Annotated in this window: 23 protein-coding genes and 1 pseudogene; 2 read left to right on the top strand and 22 right to left on the bottom strand. The window is 47.1% G+C overall.

Annotated elements, in window-relative coordinates; all coding sequences use genetic code 11:
* Positions 1 to 199 precede the first annotated feature (199 nt).
* From GBH70_RS04050 to rpsU, 14 genes and pseudogenes are all read right to left on the bottom strand, one after another.
* Entirely contained in the window at positions 200 to 1,003 is an 804-nt protein-coding gene (locus GBH70_RS04050; protein WP_151679827.1) for a pyruvate, water dikinase regulatory protein, read from the bottom strand.
* A gap of 17 nt (positions 1,004 to 1,020) precedes the next feature.
* Positions 1,021 to 1,674 carry a transcriptional regulator CcpN gene (gene ccpN / locus GBH70_RS04045; RefSeq protein WP_151679826.1) on the bottom strand — a complete coding sequence of 218 codons (654 nt, stop codon included), beginning with the start codon at positions 1,672 to 1,674 and terminating at the stop codon, positions 1,021 to 1,023.
* Positions 1,675 to 1,792: 118 nt separating this feature from the next.
* Complete coding sequence (gene recO / locus GBH70_RS04040; RefSeq protein ID WP_151679825.1) at positions 1,793 to 2,560, bottom strand: DNA repair protein RecO; 768 nt, start codon at positions 2,558 to 2,560, stop codon at positions 1,793 to 1,795.
* A 50-nt stretch (positions 2,561 to 2,610) separates the two neighbouring features.
* Positions 2,611 to 2,754, bottom strand: a complete 144-nt coding sequence (locus GBH70_RS04035) for a YqzL family protein (protein WP_151679824.1) — start codon at positions 2,752 to 2,754, stop codon at positions 2,611 to 2,613.
* Between the two features lie 125 nt (positions 2,755 to 2,879).
* Positions 2,880 to 3,788 carry a GTPase Era gene (gene era, locus GBH70_RS04030; protein WP_151679823.1) on the bottom strand — a complete coding sequence of 303 codons (909 nt, stop codon included), beginning with the start codon at positions 3,786 to 3,788 and terminating at the stop codon, positions 2,880 to 2,882.
* Entirely contained in the window at positions 3,781 to 4,179 is a 399-nt protein-coding gene (locus GBH70_RS04025; RefSeq protein WP_151679822.1) for a cytidine deaminase, read from the bottom strand. The genes era and GBH70_RS04025 overlap by 8 nt, the downstream gene beginning before the upstream one ends.
* 350 nt (positions 4,180 to 4,529) lie before the next feature.
* Positions 4,530 to 4,922, bottom strand: coding sequence for a diacylglycerol kinase family protein (locus GBH70_RS04020; protein ID WP_151679821.1), 393 nt, complete (start codon positions 4,920 to 4,922; stop codon positions 4,530 to 4,532).
* Positions 4,906 to 5,376: an rRNA maturation RNase YbeY gene (gene ybeY, locus GBH70_RS04015; protein ID WP_151679820.1), complete on the bottom strand. Its 471-nt coding sequence runs from the start codon at positions 5,374 to 5,376 to the stop codon at positions 4,906 to 4,908. Before ybeY ends, GBH70_RS04020 begins: the two co-directional genes overlap by 17 nt.
* Before the next feature lie 84 nt (positions 5,377 to 5,460).
* Positions 5,461 to 7,570 (bottom strand): annotated as a pseudogene (locus GBH70_RS17920) (HD family phosphohydrolase).
* A 103-nt stretch (positions 7,571 to 7,673) separates the two neighbouring features.
* Complete coding sequence (locus tag GBH70_RS04005) at positions 7,674 to 8,627, bottom strand: PhoH family protein (protein ID WP_151679819.1); 954 nt, start codon at positions 8,625 to 8,627, stop codon at positions 7,674 to 7,676.
* Positions 8,624 to 9,817: a sporulation protein YqfD gene (gene yqfD, locus GBH70_RS04000; RefSeq protein WP_151679818.1), complete on the bottom strand. Its 1,194-nt coding sequence runs from the start codon at positions 9,815 to 9,817 to the stop codon at positions 8,624 to 8,626. The genes GBH70_RS04005 and yqfD overlap by 4 nt, the downstream gene beginning before the upstream one ends.
* Before the next feature lie 12 nt (positions 9,818 to 9,829).
* Positions 9,830 to 10,114 (bottom strand): sporulation protein YqfC, encoded by a 285-nt coding sequence (gene yqfC, locus GBH70_RS03995; RefSeq protein WP_151679817.1) that lies wholly within the window; start codon positions 10,112 to 10,114, stop codon positions 9,830 to 9,832.
* A gap of 347 nt (positions 10,115 to 10,461) precedes the next feature.
* Positions 10,462 to 10,908, bottom strand: coding sequence for a GatB/YqeY domain-containing protein (locus tag GBH70_RS03990; RefSeq protein ID WP_151679816.1), 447 nt, complete (start codon positions 10,906 to 10,908; stop codon positions 10,462 to 10,464).
* A 14-nt stretch (positions 10,909 to 10,922) separates the two neighbouring features.
* A complete protein-coding gene (gene rpsU / locus GBH70_RS03985) occupies positions 10,923 to 11,096 on the bottom strand; it encodes a 30S ribosomal protein S21 (protein WP_151679815.1) in 174 nt (57 codons plus the stop codon).
* A gap of 261 nt (positions 11,097 to 11,357) precedes the next feature.
* Here rpsU and yccX point away from each other — a divergent pair, with 261 nt between their 5' ends.
* Positions 11,358 to 11,642 carry an acylphosphatase gene (gene yccX, locus GBH70_RS03980; RefSeq protein ID WP_151679814.1) on the top strand — a complete coding sequence of 95 codons (285 nt, stop codon included), beginning with the start codon at positions 11,358 to 11,360 and terminating at the stop codon, positions 11,640 to 11,642.
* Positions 11,643 to 11,754: 112 nt separating this feature from the next.
* Entirely contained in the window at positions 11,755 to 12,678 is a 924-nt protein-coding gene (locus tag GBH70_RS03975) for a Na/Pi symporter (protein ID WP_151679813.1), read from the top strand.
* A 35-nt stretch (positions 12,679 to 12,713) separates the two neighbouring features.
* Here the strand turns inward: GBH70_RS03975 and deoC are convergent, their stop codons facing one another.
* The 8 genes from deoC to hrcA all read right to left on the bottom strand — a co-directional run bounded on the left by deoC (position 12,714) and on the right by hrcA (position 21,432).
* A complete protein-coding gene (gene deoC / locus GBH70_RS03970) occupies positions 12,714 to 13,364 on the bottom strand; it encodes a deoxyribose-phosphate aldolase (protein WP_151679878.1) in 651 nt (216 codons plus the stop codon).
* A gap of 23 nt (positions 13,365 to 13,387) precedes the next feature.
* Positions 13,388 to 14,740, bottom strand: a complete 1,353-nt coding sequence (gene mtaB / locus GBH70_RS03965) for a tRNA (N(6)-L-threonylcarbamoyladenosine(37)-C(2))-methylthiotransferase MtaB (protein WP_151679812.1) — start codon at positions 14,738 to 14,740, stop codon at positions 13,388 to 13,390.
* A 5-nt stretch (positions 14,741 to 14,745) separates the two neighbouring features.
* Positions 14,746 to 15,498: a 16S rRNA (uracil(1498)-N(3))-methyltransferase gene (locus tag GBH70_RS03960; RefSeq protein ID WP_151679811.1), complete on the bottom strand. Its 753-nt coding sequence runs from the start codon at positions 15,496 to 15,498 to the stop codon at positions 14,746 to 14,748.
* 4 nt (positions 15,499 to 15,502) lie between these two features.
* Complete coding sequence (gene prmA, locus GBH70_RS03955) at positions 15,503 to 16,441, bottom strand: 50S ribosomal protein L11 methyltransferase (protein ID WP_151679810.1); 939 nt, start codon at positions 16,439 to 16,441, stop codon at positions 15,503 to 15,505.
* 22 nt (positions 16,442 to 16,463) lie between these two features.
* A complete protein-coding gene (gene dnaJ / locus GBH70_RS03950; protein ID WP_151679809.1) occupies positions 16,464 to 17,582 on the bottom strand; it encodes a molecular chaperone DnaJ in 1,119 nt (372 codons plus the stop codon).
* 135 nt (positions 17,583 to 17,717) lie between these two features.
* Positions 17,718 to 19,547, bottom strand: coding sequence for a molecular chaperone DnaK (gene dnaK, locus GBH70_RS03945; protein ID WP_151679808.1), 1,830 nt, complete (start codon positions 19,545 to 19,547; stop codon positions 17,718 to 17,720).
* A gap of 35 nt (positions 19,548 to 19,582) precedes the next feature.
* The gene (gene grpE, locus GBH70_RS03940) at positions 19,583 to 20,287 is read right to left on the bottom strand and encodes a nucleotide exchange factor GrpE (RefSeq protein ID WP_151679807.1); all 705 of its coding nucleotides are present in this window, start codon (positions 20,285 to 20,287) and stop codon (positions 19,583 to 19,585) included.
* A gap of 116 nt (positions 20,288 to 20,403) precedes the next feature.
* A complete protein-coding gene (gene hrcA, locus GBH70_RS03935; protein WP_151679806.1) occupies positions 20,404 to 21,432 on the bottom strand; it encodes a heat-inducible transcriptional repressor HrcA in 1,029 nt (342 codons plus the stop codon).
* Between the last annotated feature and the right edge of the window lie 19 nt (positions 21,433 to 21,451).

Here is a 21,451-nt window from a genome sequence, read left to right as displayed (position 1 = left end):
AAAAAGCGGGGAGAAACAACGGCCAATTTCAAAAGGCCGGTTTCCGCCCGTTTTCCCACAATCTCTTCTTTAAATATCATTGCGTGCCGCAGTTCGCTTTTTCGGACGGAGGCCCCTGCTGATCCGCCCTGCCCGTATTAGGGGCTGAACCAGCATTTGCACTCCCCATTTTTATGCAGCCATCATGTAACTGCCTTTTTCACCATTTTCTCATTTCATTCATAATGATATTTGCTGTTTCTTCAACGGCTTTGCTCGTCACATCAATCACTTTGCACCCGAGCCGTTCCGCGACTTTATTGAAATATTCCAATTCATATTTAATCCTTTCAATTGTCGCATAGCTTGCCGTGCCTTGGAGCCCGAGCGTTTTCAGCCGCTCTTTCCGGATATGGTTTAACGTGTCCGGATCAATTTTCAAGCCGAAGCATTTTTCAGCCGGCACCCGGAAAAGCTCTTCAGGGGGATCCACTTCCGGCACAATCGGCACATTCGCAACTTTATAACAGTGGTGCGCCAAATATTGCGACAGAGGAGTTTTCGATGTGCGCGACACGCCGATCAATACGATATCCGCCCGCACAATGCCGCGAGGATCCCGGCCGTCATCATATTTTACGGCAAATTCGACGGCCTCCACCTTTTTAAAATAGGCTTCATCGAGTTTTCTCACGAGCCCTGGTTCATAAAGGGGCTTGCATTCATAAAGATGGAGCAGCTCGTCCATCAGCGGCCCCATTAAATCAACTGCCGCAATTCCGTGTTTTTTTGCTTCTTCATCCATATATTTTCTCATTTCCGGCTTTACAAGCGTATAAACAATCATTCCATAATTCAAGGAGGCGAGCGAAACGACTTCATCGATATGTACGGTGTCTTCCACATAAGGAAAGCGTTTCAGTTCCGCATCATTCTTTTCAAATTGGCTGATCGCCGCTTTTGTCACCAGTTCCGCCGTCTCCCCGACCGAGTCGGAAACGATATAAATATGAGGTTTTACCAAAGATCACCACATCCTTTTCAATCGCCGTCCGCGAGTTCTACAAATGCTTTTGTAATATTGGTTTTTGTAATCCGGCCTACCACTTCAAGGCCTTTTTCTGTTTCTTTTACGATTGGCATTGAATCAATTTGCTTTTCGATCAGTTTTTTCGCCACATCAATCAGCAGATCGTCCTTTTTACAGTAAGTGATGTTTGGCATTCTTGTCATAATGATATGTACGGGAAGCGAGGTTAATTCCTTATTTCCGAGGCTGGCCCGCAATAAGTCTTTCCGCGACAAAACGCCGACAAGATGGGCTTCATTGTCGACGACATAAAGCGTGCCGACGTCTTCGAGAAAAACCGTTACGATCGCATCGTACACAGATACATTCTCATTTACAACGACCGGCAAAGACTGGTAATCTTTCACATAAATATTTTTCAAATTTTCCGTGAGCAGCTGCGTGCTTGTTTTTCCGGTATAAAAATACCCTACACGCGGGCGCGCATCCAAATAGCCCGCCATCGTTAAAATGGCGAGATCCGGCCGCAGCGTTGCCCTCGTCAAATTCAGCTTTTCTGCAATATGCTCCCCTGTGATCGGGCCGCTCGTTTTGACAATTTCCAATATTTGTTCCTGCCTTTTTGTTAATTCGATCGTAATCACCGCCTTATTAAACGCAACCATATGAAAACATAGTATAGCACAATGCTGCCATTCTGTCTTCAAATGCCGTGTGTTGCACATAAAAGCTTCAAATCTTTATTTATATTGTAGGCACAATATGCATATACTGAATAACAGATTATCCTTCATCCGGTTTCAGGCCTTTTTTTAGCTCTTCCATTTGGCTGAGAAAACGTTTCGATTTCAAATGCAGGCCAGAATATTCATCATAGTACATGGAAATGGCCTGCCTTAATTCTTTTTTTGTCGATTCTTTTACGGAAATGGTGCCTAGCCGGTTGATATCCAGAAAATAAAAAATCCGGAGCAGCCTGATGGAGGGCTGGGACAACGGAAGCCGGTACGGGTCGCGGCCAAAACAGCGGTCGCAAAGAAGTCCGTTTTCCCGGATGGAAAATGCAAAGGCCCCTGCCCGGCTTCCGCATACCGCGCACTTGTCCATGGACGGGTACAGCCCGAGCACATTCAGCATTTTCATTTCAAAAATGTTGGTGATGATTTCCGTATCATAGCCTTCATCGATATATTCAAGCGTGCGCAGCAGCAGTTCAAACAAAAAAGGGTTCTTTTTTTTGTCTTCCACCGCCTTATCCAAAAGTTCAATCACATATACGGCATATGCCGTTTTAAAAATATCTTCGCGGATATAGCGCATGGAAGAAACAATTTCGCCCTGTTGGAGTGTGCCGAGACCCCGCGACGGCTGGAAAAGAAAGTTTCCGTATGTAAAGATTTGGGAAACCGCGGCCAAGCGGCTGTTCGGTTTTTTTGCACCGCGTGCCATTACACTCAGTTTCCCAAATTCCCGCGTATAAATATGCAATATTTTATTGGATTCGCCATAATCCGTATTTTTAATGACGATCCCTTCACATTTTTCGAACAACCTTCCCACCTCTTGCTTTTAAAAAGCGGCCGGCCCGGCCTGCCGGCGGGTCATGTTACCGGAAAATCCGCTTCAGCCGGATCTTCTTCGGGTTCCTGCCGTTCTTTTTGCCGATCCCTTTCCAGTTCTTTAAAAAGCAGGTACGTATCAATATTGCCGGTATCCGCAAAGACTTTCCAGGTAAATTCCAACATCTTCACCACGCCTTTCATGTTGTGAGGGTCATGAATTTTTAAAAGCCTTCACTCATAGCTTCACCAGAGCAGATGCAAACATTCGGCGTAAAAATTGTCAATTGGCGCGTGAATTCATCTCTGGGTTAATATTCGTCTTCCCTGAAGCCAAAATCGCGAAGCTGGCTGATTTTATTGCGCCAGTCTTTCTGCACTTTCACCCACAATTCCAAATAGACCTTTGATCCAAGCAAATTTTCGATATCCCCCCTTGCCCTTTTTCCGATTTCCTTTAACATGGCGCCTTGTTTGCCAATCACAATCCCTTTTTGCGACGGCCTTTCCACCACAATGGTGGCCATGACGCGGATGACATCCCGATTTTCCATCCTCTCAATCTTATCGATGACTACCGCGATGGAATGGGGAACTTCTTCTCTTGTCAGATGAAGCACTTTTTCGCGGATCAGTTCCGAAATGATAAAACGTTCAGGGTGGTCCGTCACCTGGTCGGCAGGATAATACTGCGGCCCTTCCGGCAAATACTTCTGGATGGTTTCAAGCAGCCGGTCAATATTGTTTCCGGCAAGCGCGGAAATGGGGACAACTTCCCGGAATGGATACAAATCCTTATACTGTCCAATGATCCCGAGCAGGTCATCCGAATGGACGAGATCAATTTTATTAATGACCAAAAATACGGGCGTACGAATGTTTTTTAACATTTCAATAATATATTCATCGCCGCGGCCGAGTTTTTCTTCGGCATTGACCATAAATAAAATGAGGTCGACTTCTTTCAGCGTGTTCGTTGCCACTTTCATCATGAAATCGCCGAGCTTATGCTTCGGCTTATGGATCCCGGGCGTATCGATAAAAATCATCTGCGCTTCATCCGTTGTATAGACGCCCTGGACTTTATTCCTTGTCGTCTGCGGCTTATCGCTCATAATGGCGATTTTTTGCCCAATGACATGATTCAAAAATGTGGACTTCCCGACATTCGGGCGCCCGATAATCGAGATAAAACCTGATTTATATGCTGAATTATCCATGCAAATCCTCCGCTGAGAAAGCGCCCGGCAACAGCGCTTCAACCGTTGTTTCCATAATATCACCCTTTAAATTGGCCAGTACAATTTTCATGTCTTTCGGGCAAAGCTCCGAGATGACCTGCCTGCACGCGCCGCACGGGGAGCATGGCCGGTCTGTATCCGCAATAACAGCCAGGGCGGTAAAATCCTTGACGCCTTCAGAATAAGCTTTAAAAATGGCCGTCCGTTCCGCGCAATTGCCGACCGAGTACGCCGCATTTTCAATATTGCAGCCGTGGAACATCCTTCCGTCTTTTGCAAGCAGGGCGGCGCCCACCGGAAATTTGGAGTACGGAACATATGCTTTGTTTCGTGCTGACTTCGCTTCTTCGATTAACTGTTTGATCTTCATATGTTTTCCCCTTTAATTGTATTTTACTACAAGTTTGCCTCAAAGTTAAAATGTATTTTTCATTATTTTTGAATATTTTAAGTTTCGTTAAAATTTTGTCGATGTATGGCTGGTTTAATCTTATTTTATCGTAAAGAAAGACGTGTTTCAAACCGCGCCGACCACAGGAAGGTTTAAAGGGCTATTTACAGGATCATGCGGATCAGTGCGAAATTTGCGGGACTCCTGCGGGAAAAGACGGGCCAGGCGAGACCCCGCAGTACGGAACCGTGCGAGGAGGCTCGGCGCGGGCGGAAAGCGGGCGGATTTCGCGCTGATCATTTCGGTTCTTCATAAAAAAAGAAGCCGCATCAAAAAGCCGCTCCTTCGAATAAGTGAAGCAGTTTCGGAAGAAATACGATGCAGCCGATGATGGCGGCGAGCACCGCAGCCATCAGCACCGCTGCCGCTGCCGCATCCTTTGCCTGCTTGGCAAGCGGATGGTACCGGCCATCCGCCAAATCTACCGTCCGCTCAACTGCCGTATTCATCAGTTCCATCGAAAATACGCCGAAGATTGAAAAAAGCACTGCAATCCATTCGGCTTTGGAAAGGGAGAAAAAGAAACCGAGCAAAACGGCGCAAAAAGCCGCAAAAAGATGAAACCGGAAATTCCGTTCCCGCCTGATCGTCTGCCACACTCCTTCCAAAGCCGGCCGGAAAGGGGTACGGTATTTCGGGATATTTTTACCTTTTGAGCCCATATCCGTCTAAAATCTCTTTCTGGCGGCCGAACATTTCCGCTTCATCTTCTTTTGTCATATGGTCGTAACCGAGCAGATGGAGAAACCCGTGAACGGACAAAAAGCCCAGCTCCCTTAAAAACGAGTGCCCGTATTCCCTGGCCTGCTCCCTTGCGCGCGGCACGGAAATGATAATATCCCCGAGCACACGCGGCAATCCCTCACCAATAATTTCGATCTCCCCTTCCCCGGACTCTTCAAGCGCAAAAGAAATGACATCAGTTGGCTGGTCTTTATCACGGTACTCGCGGTTAATTTCGCGGATCCGCTCGTTATCGGTGAAGGTCACCGACAACTCGGTCCCGTCCTCAACCCCTTCTTGTTCAGCCGCATAATTCAACAAATCTTCAACGAGCCGCAGATTTTCTTCTGCCAGCTCATTCGTTTCATCAATCAAATCAATCGATAAGGTCATGTCAGCCATCCTTTTTCTTTATATTATGCAATTGTAATGTTAACAAATATTGATGGTAAACGCGATACACCCACGGCCGTGAAACTACTTCGGATACTGGATCCTTGAATGGAAAATGCCGTTCAGCGTTTCGCAAAGCGTACATTTAACAATCTTCAATTCTTTCATCATAATGTCACATTCATTAAACTGTCCATCCATCATGCGGGCCTGCACAATGCTGTGGACCAAATTTTGAATTTCTTCCGGCGTAGGACGGCCGCTTCAACGCTGTCCGCAATATTGATGACAGCGGCTTCTTTCGTCTGCGGCTTCGGGCCGGAATAGCGGTAATCTTCTTCTTTTACCTCCGAGCTTTTCTTTTTCGCCTTGCTGTAAAAATATTTTAAACATGTCGTCCCGTGGTGCTGTTCGGCAATGTACACCAAAGCTTTCGGCAGCCTATAATTTTTTAGCATTTCCGCCCCGTCTTTTGTATGGGCAAGAATAATGTCCCGGCTTACTTCCGGCTCGAGTCGGTCATGGGGATTGCCGGTATTCATCTGGTTTTCGATAAAAAATTGCGGGCGCTTCGTTTTCCCGATATCATGATAGTAGCTTCCGACACGCGCCAAAAGGCCGTTTGCCCCGATCGCTTCGCACGCCGCTTCGGACAAGTTTGCGACCATCAAACTATGATGATACGTGCCGGGGGCTTCTATCAAGATTTTTTTCAAAAGCGGATGGTTCGGGTTGGACAATTCAATCAGCCGCATCGGGGACAAAATGCCGAACGCCGCTTCAAAAAACGACTGCAGCCCCATGGTCAAGACCGCAGACAAAATGCCGGACAAAAACGCAAACAAAAGGGAATACAAAAAATCCATTTGTGCCATTTGCCCGGGATTCAACAAATAAATAAAACAGACGGCCAGCATATTGAAAAGCGCGACGGATATCCCAGTTTTAAAAAGCCGTGTCCGCTCAAGCCGCGCCAGCAAAAGTAATATGCCGGCAGTACCGCTCAATAACGCATACACGACCATCTCGGCATTAAACATATCGGCTAATTCACCGTGGAATTCAATGCTCGCGCATGCCGCAAGCAGGACACCAAGCAAAAAAGCCGAACGGTCCCTGAGCAGAATCTGGGCAAGCATTGGGGCCATTGCCGCAGGGTAAACATATTCGATCCCGGCAATTTGCAGGTGGATCAATGCGCCGATCAGCTTCATCAATGCAAGCGCGATCAGAAGAATCATGCCTGCCATGACAAGCCGGTTCTGCTTCGTTTCTTCGGGGGCGCGCATATGGCGGACATATAAATACAAAAGGGTGCAGGCAAGCAGGACAAAAACGGCCAATCCGATATACGGTTTGATCGATCCGCTATTTTTTAATAAGCCGAACAGTTCAAGCTGGCGGTATGTTTCGCGGTCGATCAGATGCCCTTCCTGGACAATGACCTGCCCCTGAAGAATTTTAACAGGCTCCACACTATCCATCGCTTGCTTTTTTCTTTTTTCCGTCAGCTTTGCATCATACACATAATTGGGCACAATGGCGTACTTTCCGAGTTCGGCCGCCGCAGTTTTCCTGCTGGCAATGCGGATCTGCTGATTTTCACCGCAACGGCATCCCGGGCATAAGCCACATCGTCTTCTGTGATTTTTTTGCCGAGCGCTTCTTCGGCACTACTGACCACAACGCTTCTAACTGCATCCAAATCATCCGGAGAAGCGGACAAAAGTGCGAGAAAACTGTTGTCGAAAATGGAACCGGCCACATTGCCTGAAACATTTTCAGTAAGGATTTCTTTTAGTTTTGCCAGTTCTTCTTCCTGTAATTTGTTGCTGCTTTTGCCGCTCTCTTTTTGTTTTTCATATTTCCCATTCACTTCTTCCACCACATCAAAGATAGAATTCATAAGGGAAACACGGTTTTGCACCTGGCTAGTTTCATAAGTGTAAGCTTTTGCCACTTCACGGGCCGCTTTCTGCTTTTCTTCGTTCGTCTTCTCTTCATCAATAACTGTTTTCGGGGAGCGGATCGTATTATTCGCAATCGAAAATAATTTAATATCGTATGTTTGTGGCCTGATGTCTGGATAAAAGATACCGAACATAATAAGGGCCAGAGAACACAGGATAACGGATGTAAACCCTTTAAATCCCAGCATCACCCGCAGCCTGCCGATATGCTCATGCAATTTCATCTGCCGTTTGACACCGCCCTTTTAGAATCAGTCTTAACGCTTCCATCATACCAGTTTTCCGCATAAATTGCATGGCAAAATAACCCGGATAAAAGCATTCGGGTTACGCATTCTGGTAGGCCTCGATGATTTTTGCAACCAAAGGATGGCGGACGACATCGCTTTCTTCAAGATACACAAATGCGATGCCTTGTATATTTTCGAGCACCCTTTCCGCTGTCAAAAGCCCCGATTCCACCCCTTTCGGCAGGTCAATCTGCGTCCTGTCGCCGGTAATGACCATTTTAGAATTTAAGCCAAGCCGCGTCAGAAACATTTTCATTTGCGCCTGCGTCGTATTTTGCGCCTCATCCAGGATGACAAACGCATCATCCAGCGTACGCCCGCGCATATAGGCAAGCGGCGCAATTTCAATCGTTTCCCTTTCTATAAGGCGCTGGGTATGTTCCGCGCCCAAAACATCATTTAACGCATCATAAAGGGGGCGCAAATACGGGTCGACTTTTTCTTTCAGGTCACCGGGCAAAAAGCCAAGGCTCTCGCCCGCTTCAACTGCAGGGCGGGTTAATATGATCCTTTTGACCTGCCCGCTTTTTAACGCATTCACCGCCATTACGACCGCCAAATACGTCTTTCCCGTACCGGCCGGGCCGATCCCGAAAACCAGGTCATGGTGCCGGATCGCTTTGATATAGTCTAGTTGCCCCAAAGTTTTGATGCGAATCGCTTTTCCTTTCGCATTGCGGGAGATTTCTTCTTCATACAGGATGGTAAAATAATCAAGGTGCCCCTTTCTTTCCAGTTCAACAGCGTATAGCACATCACGCCCGCTGATATGGATGCCTTTCCGGACAAGATCAAGCAGCTTGGCCATCACCATAATAACCCTTTCGGCAGCCTCTTCTTCCCCGCTTGCCTGGATCGTTTCACCGCGGGTGATGATATGCACCCCGTAGGCATCCTCAAGTAGTTTCAAATGCCTGTCGGAAATCCCGAACAGGAGCACTGCTTCGTTTGTATTTTCCAATTGTAGTTTTGCCGTGCTTTCTTCTGTCATTCTAAGTCTCCTTGAGCAATTGGTTTTGCAATTGCAATATTCTCTATCACTTCGTAATGGATTGCCATTTTTAATGTACCATTCTCCACTTTTTCTTGCAAAACATATTCATCTGTGATTTGCGCATCCTTTTCCAGTTTTTTGCGCAAATCTTGCATGGCCAAAATCTTTGCTTCCTTCACGGCCTCATTTTTTGTGTATACTCTCGGCGCATCTTCTTTTTCCCGTACCGTCTGCCGGATGATGCGGATCGGCGTCTTCCATTTCAGGAATTTCACGCTATCCGCCTCTTCCGACGTATCGGAATACTTGTACGCTTGGTTTTTAAACCCCCATACATGCAGCTTTACGGATCCGATACCGACGTAATATTTGCGGATTTCATTGCCAGTATAGACTTGGAAGCGGGATTTCAGCGGAAGCTCAACAGCAGTTTTATACCATGTTTTTCCATAGATCTTCCCCTTTGCCGCAACCGGATATTTTTCTTTATCATTTCCAATGATGCCCGAAACAAGCAGCTGGCCTTTTTTGACATACTGGTTGATTTTCACAACCGGCTTTCCCTTTTCGACAAACATATTTTCGACGACCGCTTTCTGCGAGGCGACAAGATGCTGCGGCCCCGGATTTTTAACCGGCTTCGGCGTATTTTTCTCTACGACAGTAAAATGGTAGGTTGTCCCCTGCAAATCAACACCGATCCACGTCACGCCGGGAAGCGCGTTTGTCAGCTTATGCTGGACCGTTTCGATGTCATCCAGGAAAAATTGCAAATTCCCTTTCTTAATTCCCAGTTTGTCCAATTGCTTGCGGATTTCATGCTCAGTTTTCGGGGACGCGCCTTTAATTTCCACCCCCCAAACCACATTGGAAAGAAGCGTGATCATGGCCAAAAACAGAAAAAAACCAAACAGGAATCCGGCGTTTTTCAGCGTCCTTTTCCATAAAAAAGGTACGCCCCGGCCACGTAAAAAGCGGATCTCTAAGTCTTGGCCCCTCGCCTGTTTCCGGAGTTTGTGGATATCAGCCAAATGCATCTCGAACGTGACGGTCATCGTTCCCTTCCGCTTTACATTCCATACCACCAAATCGGACCGTGTCAGCTGGTTGATAAAACGTTCAATCCCTTTTCCTTCAATTTTTACGAGCACTGTCCCCTTTATAAATGTTACCCATTGATTTTTCAACCGAAGCCACTCCTATCCGTTCAAATACACAACTTCATCTATTTTGCCTTCCAATAAGATTTCTTCAGGTAAAATCGTTTTGATGACAAACGACTGGCCTTTGATCAATAGCTGCCCGTTTTCGAGGAGCAGCCGGACTTCTTTATCTGTAAATGTCAAAAGGCCGCGGTGGTTTTCAATGTAAATATGGATCTGGCCAATCATCGTGATTCTTGGAAGGTCCATCATCACATCTTGTGGAAGTTCCATTTTATGTGCCATCCAGTTTTGCAATTGCTGCCGCCATTTTTTTGCCATAAAAAAGAACCCCCCTTTCATCTCATATTTATGACACAAAAAAGGGGTTCATCACTGAATTTGCGATTTTCTTGCAGGCACATTCCGGGATTTTATGTAAAATATTCGATCGTCCCGTCCGGAAAATATTTTTCAATGTATGCTTGAAGTTTTTCTTTCAATTCTGTTTCTTGTTCTTTCGGGTAAATTTACTTGCCGATCCCGTACCTTCCTCATTTTACGCAGTGCTTCTCTTCATCTGGAAAGGGGCTGGATGATCAGGGACGGGAGGATGAAAAGATAGGGAATGGGGCAGAGCATTTAAAAAACCGGAAACCCCTCGGATTCCCGGCTTTATTATGCAAAGATCATGATAATTGCTGCTGAACGATATTTCTAACAATCGAACCGTCGGCTTTGCCTTTTACTTTCGGCATGACGGCTCCCATTACTTTGCCAATATCAGCTTTCGAAGCGGCACGCACTTCCTCAATCGTTTGTTGGACAATTTCACGCAATTCATCTTCAGAAAGCTGCTCCGGCAAATATGCGTTCACATAAGTCAATTCATTTTGGATTTTTTCAACAAGGTCGTCACGACCCGCGTTTTTAAATTCCTGGAGGGAGTCTTTGCGTTGCTTTACTTCGCGAGAAAGGACCGTCAACTCTTCATCATTCGTCAAACCGTCTTTTCCGAGCTTGATCGCTTCGTTTTGAACAGCTGCTTTCAGCATACGAATTACGGAGAGTTTCTCTTTTTCTTTGTTCTTCATCGCTTGCTTCATATCGCTATTTAAACGCTCGAGAAGACTCATCATTCCACCCTCTCTTACCACTTACGTTTTCTGGCAGCTTCAGATTTCTTCTTGCGCCTTACGCTTGGTTTTTCATAGAATTCGCGCTTTCTATATTCTTGCAAAGTTCCCGTTTTGGAAACAGAACGTTTGAAGCGACGAAGAGCATCCTCAAGCGATTCGTTTTTCCGAACGATTGTTTTTGACATTTCTCTTTCCCTCCCTCCGAACACAAACGGTTACATGTCAGGCATGGAAACCCATGTACTTTATAAGTATATAATATCCTCCATATTCGGTCAACATCTGCGCTTCCATGTCTTGTTGATACCGGCTCTTTTTTTCTGCTCGCTCAAGTCAGCATATGCGGAATGTGCAGATGTTTACATGCTTTTGCCTCATCAGGGGCGCATATTTTAAAATTTTGTTATAATGGATGTAAAGTTTCTATAAAAGATTGAGGGATTACGATGGAAAAAAACGAAGTGGCACACGTCATTGTTTCCGGCAGAGTACAAGGCGTCGGGTTCCGCTATCATACCCAGTTTCTAGCAAACCAACTGCATATCCGCGGATGGGTCCGAAACAACGATGACGGCAGCGTGGAAGTGATGGCGGAAGGGGAACAAAAGGCGATGGAAAAGTTTATCGCGGGGCTAAAAAAAGGACCTTCCCGTTTTGCAAAAGTAACCGATGTCTATATTGAATATTTGCCAAACCAGGAACATTTCAAGGATTTCCGCGTGCTTTACTGAACGTCAAGCATTGCATCACAGTTGCCGGAGCCAAACAAGAAAAATAAAGCCCGCTTCATAAAACAGGCATGTTCTTCCCTTTCTTTCCATATGATCTTACGGGGGGAAGGACATGCTTTATTCTGTTTGGTTTCTTTTATTGATCATCACATTTTTATTCGGAATCCACAGGCTGCGAACCGGGCTGTTTGAATTGTCCGGCAACCAGGCCGAGCGTTGGCTAAAAAAACTGGCGGGCACACCATTTTCCGGCATGCTGTTTGGAACAGCCATGACGGCGCTTCTGCAAAGCAGCTCCGCTGTCATGGTCATCACGGTCGGGCTTGTTTCCGCCAAAATGTTAACGTTCGCGCAATCGATCGGCATTATTTTAGGCACCAATATTGGCACCACTTTTACGCTGGAAATGCTGACATTTCATTTATCCGAGCTGATCCTGCCATTTTTGGGTGCAGGCGCGGTTTTGATCTTTTTCGGAAACAAGCGTTTAAAAAGCGCGGGGCATATTTTGTTCGGCCTTTCGCTTGTGTTTGCCGCGATGCGCGGTTTTGAGGTGCTTGCCATTCCGCTTTCGAAAACGGCTTTCGTGCAGCATTTGTTTTCCGTTTTGAACACACACGCTATGTCCGCTTTTTTTCTTGGCATTCTCCTTTCCGCCGCCATCCAGTCGAGCACGGTCACGATCGGAATGGCAATGGGCTTTCTCGGATCGGGCGTTTTTCCGCTTGAAACCGGGATTGCTATTATGCTTGGCGCAAATATCGGGACATGCATAACTGGCCTTTTGGCGAGCATCGGCGCAGGTGAAGAAGCAAGGCTCACGGCTTTTACCCATGTTTGGCTGAATATCGGAGGTGCACTTATTTTTTTGCCTTTCCTCCATTTGCTTGCAGACGGGTGCCGGGCGCTTTCGTCCACCCCTGAACAGCAGCTTGCCCATGCAAGCCTTCTATTTAACTTGATCTCTTCCCTTGCCGTGCTGCCTTTTTCCGAAAACTTCGGCCGTTTCATTGTGACTTTCCACGGAAAAAAATAAAACACCCGGGCAGGAAATTTGCCCGGATGTTTTTATCAACCTTTGACAATTTGGGTGCCGGCACTTGTGCCGATTCTTGTGGCGCCGGCTTCCACCATCGCAAGCGCATCTTCGCGCGTACGCACCCCGCCGGAAGCTTTAACGCCGATTTCTTCCCCGACCGTTTTCCGCATCAAGGCGACATCTTCTTTTGTCGCGCCCCCCGTTGAAAATCCGGTGGACGTCTTCACATAATCTGAACCGGCTTTTACCGCAAGTTTACATGCCTCTACTTTCTCTTCGTCTGTCAGCAGGCATGTTTCAATGATCACTTTGACCAATGCCTTTTCCTTCGCTTTTTCGCAAACGGCACGGATGTCTTTTTCAACGAGTTCAAAGTTTTTGCTTTTTAAAGCGCTGATATTAATCACCATATCGACTTCATCTGCGCCGTTTTGGATCGCATTTTCCGCTTCGAACGCCTTAGCTTCAGGAGTAGTGGCGCCAAGCGGGAACCCGATCACCGTGCAGACTTTCACACCGGTTCCGGCCAAAAGCTGGTGCGCATATGCCACCCATGTTGGATTCACACAAACCGATGCAAAGCCGTATTGTTTGGCTTCTTCGCACAGTTTTGTGATCTGCTCCTGTGTGGCTTCCGGTTTTAATAATGTATGGTCAATCATTTTTGCGAGGTCTACAGCCATTTTTTCCGTCTCTCCTTTCACGTTTACATCGCTTCGTTTACAGCCGGAAGCACATCGTCCATTACCCTGACAAATTTAGCTTCATTGTACGGGTAACCGGCTTTTGTAATTTTAACTTTTACCAGCTTGCCGACCATATCCGGCGTTGCCGGGAAGACAACTTTCAGGTAATTGTCCGTATAACCCTCGTAAAGGCCGCTTTCCGGATCTTCTTTATAAGGCTCTTCCGGAATGACTTCGAGCACTTCGTTTTCAAATTTGGACGCATATTCTTTTGCCAGCTGGTCGCTCAACGTGATCATGCGGTGGACGCGTTCATTTTTCGTTTCCTCATCAATCTGGTCCTTCATTCTTGCAGCCGGCGTGCCTGTCCTTGGCGAGTACGGGAAGACATGGAGTTCCGCAAATTTATGTTCTTTGATAAAATGATAGGTTTCCATGAATTCTTCTTCCGTTTCACCCGGGAAGCCGACGATGACATCGGAAGTTAAAGCAAGACCCGGCAGCGCTTCTTTTAATTTCGTAATCCGCTCGGCAAATTGTGCCATCGTGTATTTACGGCGCATTCTTTTCAGCACGCTATCAGAGCCTGACTGGATCGGCACATGCATATGGCGGACGATGACCTTTGAGTTTTTAATGACATCGATCACTTCATCCGTCAATTGGCTTGCTTCAATTGAAGAAATGCGGACGCGTTTTAAACCATGCACTTTTTCTTCCAAATCCCTTAAAAGCATTGCCAAATTATAATCTTTCAAATCTTGCCCGTACCCGCCCGTATGGATGCCGGTTAAAATCAGTTCTTTGTAACCGGCATCGACGAGCTGCTGCGCCTGGCTGATCACTTTTTCAGGATCCCTTGACCGCATCAGGCCGCGGGCCCACGGAATGATGCAAAATGTGCAGAAATTGTTGCAGCCTTCCTGAATTTTTAAAGAAGCGCGGTGGCGATCCGTGAAATAAGGCACATCCATTTCTTCGTACACGCGGTTTTTCATAATATTTTTCACGGCATTGATCGGCTGGCGCTCTTTCCGGTACTGCTCAATGTAATCAAGCATTTTCCCGCGGTCCTGTGTGCCGACGACGACATCGACACCCGGGATCTCAAGAATCTCACCCGGGGACGTCTGCGCATAACAGCCGGTGACGCAGATGACGGCATCCGGGTTTTGGCGCACCGCCCTGCGGATCACCTGGCGGCTTTTTTTATCGCCGGTATTCGTTACCGTACACGTATTGATCACATATACATCGGAATTCGATTCAAAATCGACCCGTTCATAGCCGGCTTTCTTAAACAGCTGCCAAATGGCCTCCGTTTCATAATGGTTCACTTTGCATCCTAACGTATGGAATGCTACAGTTGACATCACATTCACCTCATTAATTCGAAATGGTAAGAAATGGCGGCAAGCGCATATAATGGCGCCGTTTCTGCCCGTAATATACGCGGGCCCAAACCGCAAGTCTCGAATCCCGATTCTTCAAGCAGGCGGACTTCTCCAGGGGACAGTCCCCCTTCAGGTCCGAAAACCATCAGGACATTGTCCCCTTCCGCCATTTTCGACAACGCCTCCGCAAAACGGCGCCGCTCCCCCAGTTTGGCGCTTTCTTCAAACGCAACCAGCTTATGTTTGTATGTACGGCTTTCTTCGAGAAGCTTTTTAAAGGAAACAGGGGAAGATACGTCCGGTAAATGGTTGCGGTGCGACTGTTCCGCGGCTTCCAAAGCGATTTTTTTCCAGCGCTCCCTCTTTTTTGCTTCCTTCTTTGCATCCCATTTTACAACGGATCTTTCGGCAATGAAAGGCAGAAACTGATCGGCGCCAAGTTCTGTCCCCTTTTGGATGACCCACTCCAGCTTGTCAGCTTTCGGGAGGCCGCTTGCAACCGTGATATGCACCGGGAGTTCCTTCTGAGCGTTTTCCCAGCCGACGATTCTTGCAATGACCGTATCGCTTGTGATTTTTTTTATCTCGCATATGCACGCCTTTTCATCCAAAAATACACAATAAAAGCGGCTGCCTTCAGACATCCTCATGACATGGGCGATATGATGGTACACTTCGCCCTGCAGCCGGACTTCCTGTTCCCCGTGATAAAACTGTTTTAGAAAATAACGCTGCATCAAATCACCCGCGCTTTGCGATTAATGCAACCCAGTCTTCCATCACCATCGTTTCCTCAATGGTGAAACCGGAAGACAAAAGCGCATCTTTCACTACATCTTTCTTTTGGCGGATGATGCCGGACGTAATAAACCAGCCGCCCGGTTTCACCGTTTTTGCCGCATCTTCGGTAAACCCGATAATCACTTCGGCAAGGATATTCGCAACGACAACATCCGCCTGCCCATTGATTCCTTTCAGCAAATCATTTTGCTTCACCGTTACACGGTCCTGCATTTTATTGAGTTTGACATTGAGCGTGGCCGCATGGACCGCAACTTCATCCAAATCAAGCGCGGTAACCCGCTCCGCCCCGAGCATGGCCGCAGCAATGCTTAACACGCCGGAACCGGTTCCGACATCGATCACTGTATCGCCCGGTTTCACTGTCCGTTCCAATGCCTGGATGCACATGACCGTCGTCGGATGGGTGCCGGTGCCGAACGCCATGCCGGGATCCAGCTCGATAATCAGTTCGTCGCTTGATACCGGTTCATAGTTTTCCCACGTCGGAACGATCGTAAACTTCTCGGATATTTTGACAGGATTATAGTATTTTTTCCAAGCCGTTGCCCATTCTTCTTCATTGACTTCACTAATCGTCACTTTATTCGGGCCGATATCAATGTCGAAAGTGGCCAAATTGGTAATCGCTTGTTTGATTTCTTCCACTGTTTCGCCTAAAAAACTATTAATGGGCAAATACGCTTTAATGATGACCCCTTCATCCGGAAAATCATCCGGGTCCAATTCGTATATTTCGCCGAACCGGTCCTCATGCTCTTTCAGCAACTCATTCGAATCTTCGATCACAATGCCGCCCGCGCCCGCCTCATATAAAATATTCGAAATCGCCTCAACCGCCTCGTTTGCGGTATGGATCATAATTTCCGACCATTTCATGAAATGACCAACTCCTATTTGTTTAGTCCCCTTTAAAAGCTTTTTTCATTTTGCCAAAAAAATTATTGCTGTGTTCATCCGGGACTTTTCCGCTCGCTTCGGCAAATTCACGCAAAATTTGTTTTTGCCTCTCGGTGAGTTTCGTCGGCGTCACAATTCTTGTAATGACGTGCTGGTCGCCAGTGCCATAGCCGTGGACGTTCGGCACGCCTTTTCCGTGCAGCCTGAATTTCGTACCAGTCTGCGTGCCGGCAGGGATTTTCAATTTTACTTTGCCGTGCAAGGTCGGAACTTCGATTTCATCCCCAAGAGCTGCCTGGGTAAAAGCAATCGGGATTTCGCAGTAAATATCGTCGCCGTCGCGTTCAAACAATTCATGCGGCTTGACGTGAAAAATGATGTACAAATCGCCGGCAGGTCCGCCGTTTACGCCCGGTTCCCCCTGGCCTGCCACACGCAGCTGCTGGCCGTCATCAATGCCGGCAGGGATTTTCACATGAATTTTGCGGCGCTTTTTCACTTTTCCGGTCCCGCCGCAAGTTTTGCATTTTTCTTTAATGATCTTACCGGTTCCGCCGCAGTAATGGCATGTCCTGCGGTTGACAATGCGCCCGAATGCCGTTGTTTGTTCTGTATTTAACGTGCCGGTTCCGTGGCAGTGCGGGCAAGTTTCAGGATGTGTCCCCGGTCTAGCACCCGTCCCGTGGCATGTATCGCATGTTTCCTCGCGCGGTATCCGTATATCCGTTTCCTTCCCGAATACGGCTTCTTCAAATTCGAGCGTCATCGTGTATTGCAAATCGGCACCCTGCCGAGGCGCATTCGGGTCGTTTCTTCTTCCGCCGCCAAAGAAAGTGCTGAAAATATCTTCGAAACCGAAACCGCCGAAATCCGCGCCGCCGAATCCGCCAAAGCCCTGGTTCGGGCCCGCATGGCCGAACTGGTCGTATTGCGCGCGCTTCTGGTCATCGCTTAAAACTTCGTACGCTTCCGAGATTTCCTTGAATTTTTCGGCAGCATCAGGCTCTTTATTGATATCCGGGTGGTATTTTTTTGAAAGCCTGCGGTAAGCTTTTTTAATCTCTTCTTTGGTCGCATCTTTCCCGACGCCCAACACTTCATAGTAATCCCGTTTACTCATTTCTTCTCACTCCCGAAACGTTCACATAGAGGTAATTGTAGCATTGACATATGAAAAAAGTCAAAGCCGAGAATAGACCAGACTTTGACTTTTTCCATGGATATCATGCTGAAATGGGCAACATTGGTTACCAGATTATTTATCGTCGTCGACTTCTTCAAAATCGGCATCAACGACATTGTCATCTTTCTTTCCGCCGCCCTGTGCGCCTTCATTTTGCTGGGATTGTTGCTGTGCCGCCTGTTGGTACAATTTGACGGACAAGTTTTGCACGATTTCCTGCAGAGCATCTTTCTTTTGGCGGATTTCGTTGAGATCATTTTTCTCAATGGCAGATTTCAATTCATCTTTTGCTTTTTGCGCTTTTGAAATTTCGGAAGCATCCACTTTGTCTTCAAGCTCTTTTAGCGTTTTTTCCGCAGTGAAGACGAGCTGGTCTGCCTCATTCCGAAGTTCCGCTTCTTCTTTCCGTTTTTTATCCCTTTCAGCATTTTCTTCCGCTTCTTTTACCATCCGTTCAATTTCTTCATCGGATAATGTCGTGGAAGATTTTATCGTAATGTTTTGCTGTTTGCCGGTGCCCAAATCTTTTGCACTAACATTAACAATCCCGTTTTTATCAATATCAAAAGTAACTTCGATTTGCGGAACGCCGCGCGGTGCAGGCGGAATATCCGTCAATTGGAAACGACCAAGCGTTTTGTTGTCGGCTGCCATCGGGCGTTCCCCTTGCAGCACGTGGATGTCCACTGCTGTTTGGTTATCGGCTGCAGTCGAGAAAATTTGCGATTTCGACGTTGGGATCGTCGTATTGCGCTCGATCAATTTCGTGAACACGCCGCCCATTGTTTCAATGCCGAGCGAGAGTGGAGTAACGTCCAAAAGCACAACGTCTTTTACGTCACCGGTTAACACGCCGCCCTGGATCGCAGCACCCATTGCTACGACTTCATCCGGGTTGACGCCTTTATGCGGCTCTTTGCCGATTTCTTTACGGATCGCTTCCTGTACGGCAGGAATACGGGTCGAACCACCGACTAAGATGACCTTGTCAATATCGGCAGCCGTCAAACCAGCATCTTGCAAAGCCTGGCGGGTCGGACCCAATGTCCGTTCAACAAGGTGGGCTGTCAGTTCGTCGAATTTCGCACGGGTCAATGTCATTTCCAGGTGCAGCGGCCCCGCTTCACCGGCTGTAATAAACGGCAGCGAAATTTGTGTCGAAGTAACCCCGGACAAATCTTTTTTCGCTTTTTCGGCTGCATCTTTTAAACGCTGCAGCGCCATTTTATCCTGGGACAAGTCAATACCATGCTCTTTTTTGAAATTATCGACGAGGTAATCGATGATCGCCTGGTCAAAATCATCACCGCCGAGGTGGTTGTCACCGGCAGTCGCGTGCACTTCGAACACACCATCACCGAGTTCCAAGATGGATACGTCGAATGTACCGCCGCCAAGGTCGAAAACGAGAATCGTTTGGTCTTCATCCGTTTTGTCTAGGCCGTATGCAAGCGCAGCGGCTGTCGGTTCATTGATGATCCGTTCCACTTCAAGCCCGGCAATTTTTCCGGCATCTTTTGTCGCCTGACGCTGGGCATCGTTGAAATAGGCCGGTACGGTGATGACCGCTTTTTCCACTTTCTCTCCAAGGTAATCTTCAGCATAAGATTTCAAATATTGCAGGATCATTGCGGAAATTTCCTGCGGCGTATATTCTTTTCCTTCCACCTTGACTTTATGGGATGTACCCATATGGCGTTTGATGGAAATGATGGTATTCGGGTTCGTGATCGCCTGCCGTTTTGCGACTTCCCCTACTTGGCGTTCCCCGTTTTTAAAAGCGACAACTGAAGGCGTTGTCCTGCCTCCTTCCGGGTTCGGAATGACTTTCGGTTCGCCGCCTTCCAGCACTGCTACACATGAGTTTGTCGTACCTAAGTCAATACCGATAATTTTACTCATGGATAATGCCTCCCTTTTTATTTATGTAAAGCCCGTTACTGATTCACTTTCACCATTGACGGGCGGATGACTCTGTCTTTTAACATATAGCCTTTTTGGAATTCTTCAAGGACTACATTGGACGCAACATCTTCTTCCTGGCCCTGCATGATCGCCTGGTGGAAATGCGGGTCGAATTCCTTGCCAAGCGCTTCAATCGGCTCGGCGCCTTCTTTTTTCAGCGCCTCCAAAATGCTCCGGTACACCATTTCCATGCCGTCCAACAATTGTTTTGTATGATCGTTTTTCTCGGCCATGGAAAGCGCGCGTTCGAAATTGTCAATAGCCGGAAGCAGGTTCGTGATCAATTCTTGCGCCCTGTATTTTTCGGCCGCTTCCCGGTCCAAGTTCACCCTGCGCCGGAAATTCTCAAAATCGGCACGCAGGCGGAGGTAGCGGTTTTCGGCCTGTTCGAGCTCATTTTGCAGTTCTTTTATCGTCTGTTTCGCTTTTTCCAGTTCTTCATTGGCCGGCTGCGCTTCAGACGCGTTTTCTGCCTTCTCCTCTTCAGTTTTCGGCGCTTCCGCTTTTTCGGTTTCAGCGTCTTTGGTTTCCGGAGCCCCTTCCTTTGTTTCGGCGCCGCCGTTTTTTAGCGTATCAGCCGGTTTTTCCGTTTCTTTTTCTTCCTCGAAAACCGCTTCAATTTTTTCCTCTGCGGCTTCATGTGCGTTTTCAGATGGTTTTTTTTGTTCTTCTGCCATTTTTTGTTCACCCCCTTTAAAGTATAAACCGCCGGGCATAAAAAAGCACAATAAGAAGGACTTAAAGCATCCGGCCGCGCTTTAAGCCTTCCTACTTTCCAATATGTCCATATTGCCTATCGGTGATACAGTTTTGTCAAGGCATTGGTCATATCATTGCTTAAGAAATCCACAATACTGATGACTCGTGAATATTCCATACGCGTAGGGCCCAAAATCGCGATCTTGCCGACTGGTTCATCCCCGATTGAATAAGTTGCTGTAATCATGCTGCAGTCTTCCATCTCGGAAATCTTGTTTTCTTTTCCAATTTTCACGTGGATTCCGCTCGGTACTTGTTTTACAATTTCGTAAAAGCTGTCTTCCCGTTCAATCATGTCAAGCAAAGGCCGGACTTTGTCAAGGTCATGGAACTCCGGCTGGTTCAAAATATTGGCTTTTCCGCCGACAAAAATTTTCTCGTGGCGGCCGGCGTTGAACATTTTGATAATCGTATTCAGGATCGATTCATAATTTTCAATATGGCAGCGCAGAATATCCGCCACTTCTTTATGAATTTTATCTTTCAACTCCGAAATCGGCACATTGGCGAGGCGCTCATTAAAAATATTCACCATTTTTTCGAGCTGCCCCGGATGGAACCCTTCCGGTAGCGTAATCGTCTGGTTTTCCACGTGCCCGGTGTCCGTAATCATAATGGCAACAGCTGTTTTATCGTTAATCGGAACAATTTGCATGTTTTTCAGCTTCGTATCTTTCACTTCAGGGCCAAGCAGGATCGCCGTGTAATTGGTCATTTCGGAAAGAATTTGCGCCGATTTTTTTACAAGTCCTTCCATTTCAAAGATTTTTTCAGCGAAAATGGAATGGATTTGCGAAATATCCGCAGGCCCGAGTTTTTGCGGCGATAGAAGATGATCGACATAATAACGGTAGCCTTTTTCGGACGGAACCCTTCCGGAAGAAGTGTGGGTCTTTTCAATAAACCCGAGTTCCTCCAAATCCGCCATCTCATTCCGGATCGTGGCGGAACTGAAAGAGATCCCGCGTTTCTTGGACAGCGTTCTGGAACCTACAGGCTGGGCTGAACGAATAAAGTCATCAATGATCACTTGCAAAATTAACAGCTGACGATCAGTTAACAACTTCCATCACCCCTGTTAG

The organism is Weizmannia acidilactici (genome assembly GCF_008974225.1).
GTDB classification, from domain to species: domain Bacteria; phylum Bacillota; class Bacilli; order Bacillales; family Bacillaceae_C; genus Weizmannia; species Weizmannia acidilactici.
This window is presented reverse-complemented; position numbering and strand designations above follow the sequence as displayed.

What these genes read in the sequence shown, in the direction of transcription:
- ccpN (WP_151679826.1), bottom strand. Translation starts at nt 1,674, where the DNA reads ATGGTTGCGTTTAATAAGGCGGTGATTACGATCGAATTAACAAAAAGG.
- GBH70_RS04035 (WP_151679824.1), bottom strand. Translation starts at nt 2,754, where the DNA reads ATGTTGGAATTTACCTGGAAAGTCTTTGCGGATACCGGCAATATTGAT.
- era (WP_151679823.1), bottom strand. Translation starts at nt 3,788, where the DNA reads ATGGATAATTCAGCATATAAATCAGGTTTTATCTCGATTATCGGGCGC.
- GBH70_RS04025 (WP_151679822.1), bottom strand. Translation starts at nt 4,179, where the DNA reads ATGAAGATCAAACAGTTAATCGAAGAAGCGAAGTCAGCACGAAACAAA.
- GBH70_RS04020 (WP_151679821.1), bottom strand. Translation starts at nt 4,922, where the DNA reads ATGGGCTCAAAAGGTAAAAATATCCCGAAATACCGTACCCCTTTCCGG.
- ybeY (WP_151679820.1), bottom strand. Translation starts at nt 5,376, where the DNA reads ATGACCTTATCGATTGATTTGATTGATGAAACGAATGAGCTGGCAGAA.
- GBH70_RS04005 (WP_151679819.1), bottom strand. Translation starts at nt 8,627, where the DNA reads ATGACAGAAGAAAGCACGGCAAAACTACAATTGGAAAATACAAACGAA.
- yqfC (WP_151679817.1), bottom strand. Translation starts at nt 10,114, where the DNA reads ATGGCAAAAAAATGGCGGCAGCAATTGCAAAACTGGATGGCACATAAA.
- GBH70_RS03990 (WP_151679816.1), bottom strand. Translation starts at nt 10,908, where the DNA reads ATGAGTCTTCTCGAGCGTTTAAATAGCGATATGAAGCAAGCGATGAAG.
- rpsU (WP_151679815.1), bottom strand. Translation starts at nt 11,096, where the DNA reads ATGTCAAAAACAATCGTTCGGAAAAACGAATCGCTTGAGGATGCTCTT.
- yccX (WP_151679814.1), top strand. Translation starts at nt 11,358, where the DNA reads ATGGAAAAAAACGAAGTGGCACACGTCATTGTTTCCGGCAGAGTACAA.
- GBH70_RS03975 (WP_151679813.1), top strand. Translation starts at nt 11,755, where the DNA reads ATGCTTTATTCTGTTTGGTTTCTTTTATTGATCATCACATTTTTATTC.
- deoC (WP_151679878.1), bottom strand. Translation starts at nt 13,364, where the DNA reads ATGGCTGTAGACCTCGCAAAAATGATTGACCATACATTATTAAAACCG.
- mtaB (WP_151679812.1), bottom strand. Translation starts at nt 14,740, where the DNA reads ATGTCAACTGTAGCATTCCATACGTTAGGATGCAAAGTGAACCATTAT.
- GBH70_RS03960 (WP_151679811.1), bottom strand. Translation starts at nt 15,498, where the DNA reads ATGCAGCGTTATTTTCTAAAACAGTTTTATCACGGGGAACAGGAAGTC.
- prmA (WP_151679810.1), bottom strand. Translation starts at nt 16,441, where the DNA reads ATGAAATGGTCGGAAATTATGATCCATACCGCAAACGAGGCGGTTGAG.
- dnaJ (WP_151679809.1), bottom strand. Translation starts at nt 17,582, where the DNA reads ATGAGTAAACGGGATTACTATGAAGTGTTGGGCGTCGGGAAAGATGCG.
- dnaK (WP_151679808.1), bottom strand. Translation starts at nt 19,547, where the DNA reads ATGAGTAAAATTATCGGTATTGACTTAGGTACGACAAACTCATGTGTA.
- grpE (WP_151679807.1), bottom strand. Translation starts at nt 20,287, where the DNA reads ATGGCAGAAGAACAAAAAAAACCATCTGAAAACGCACATGAAGCCGCA.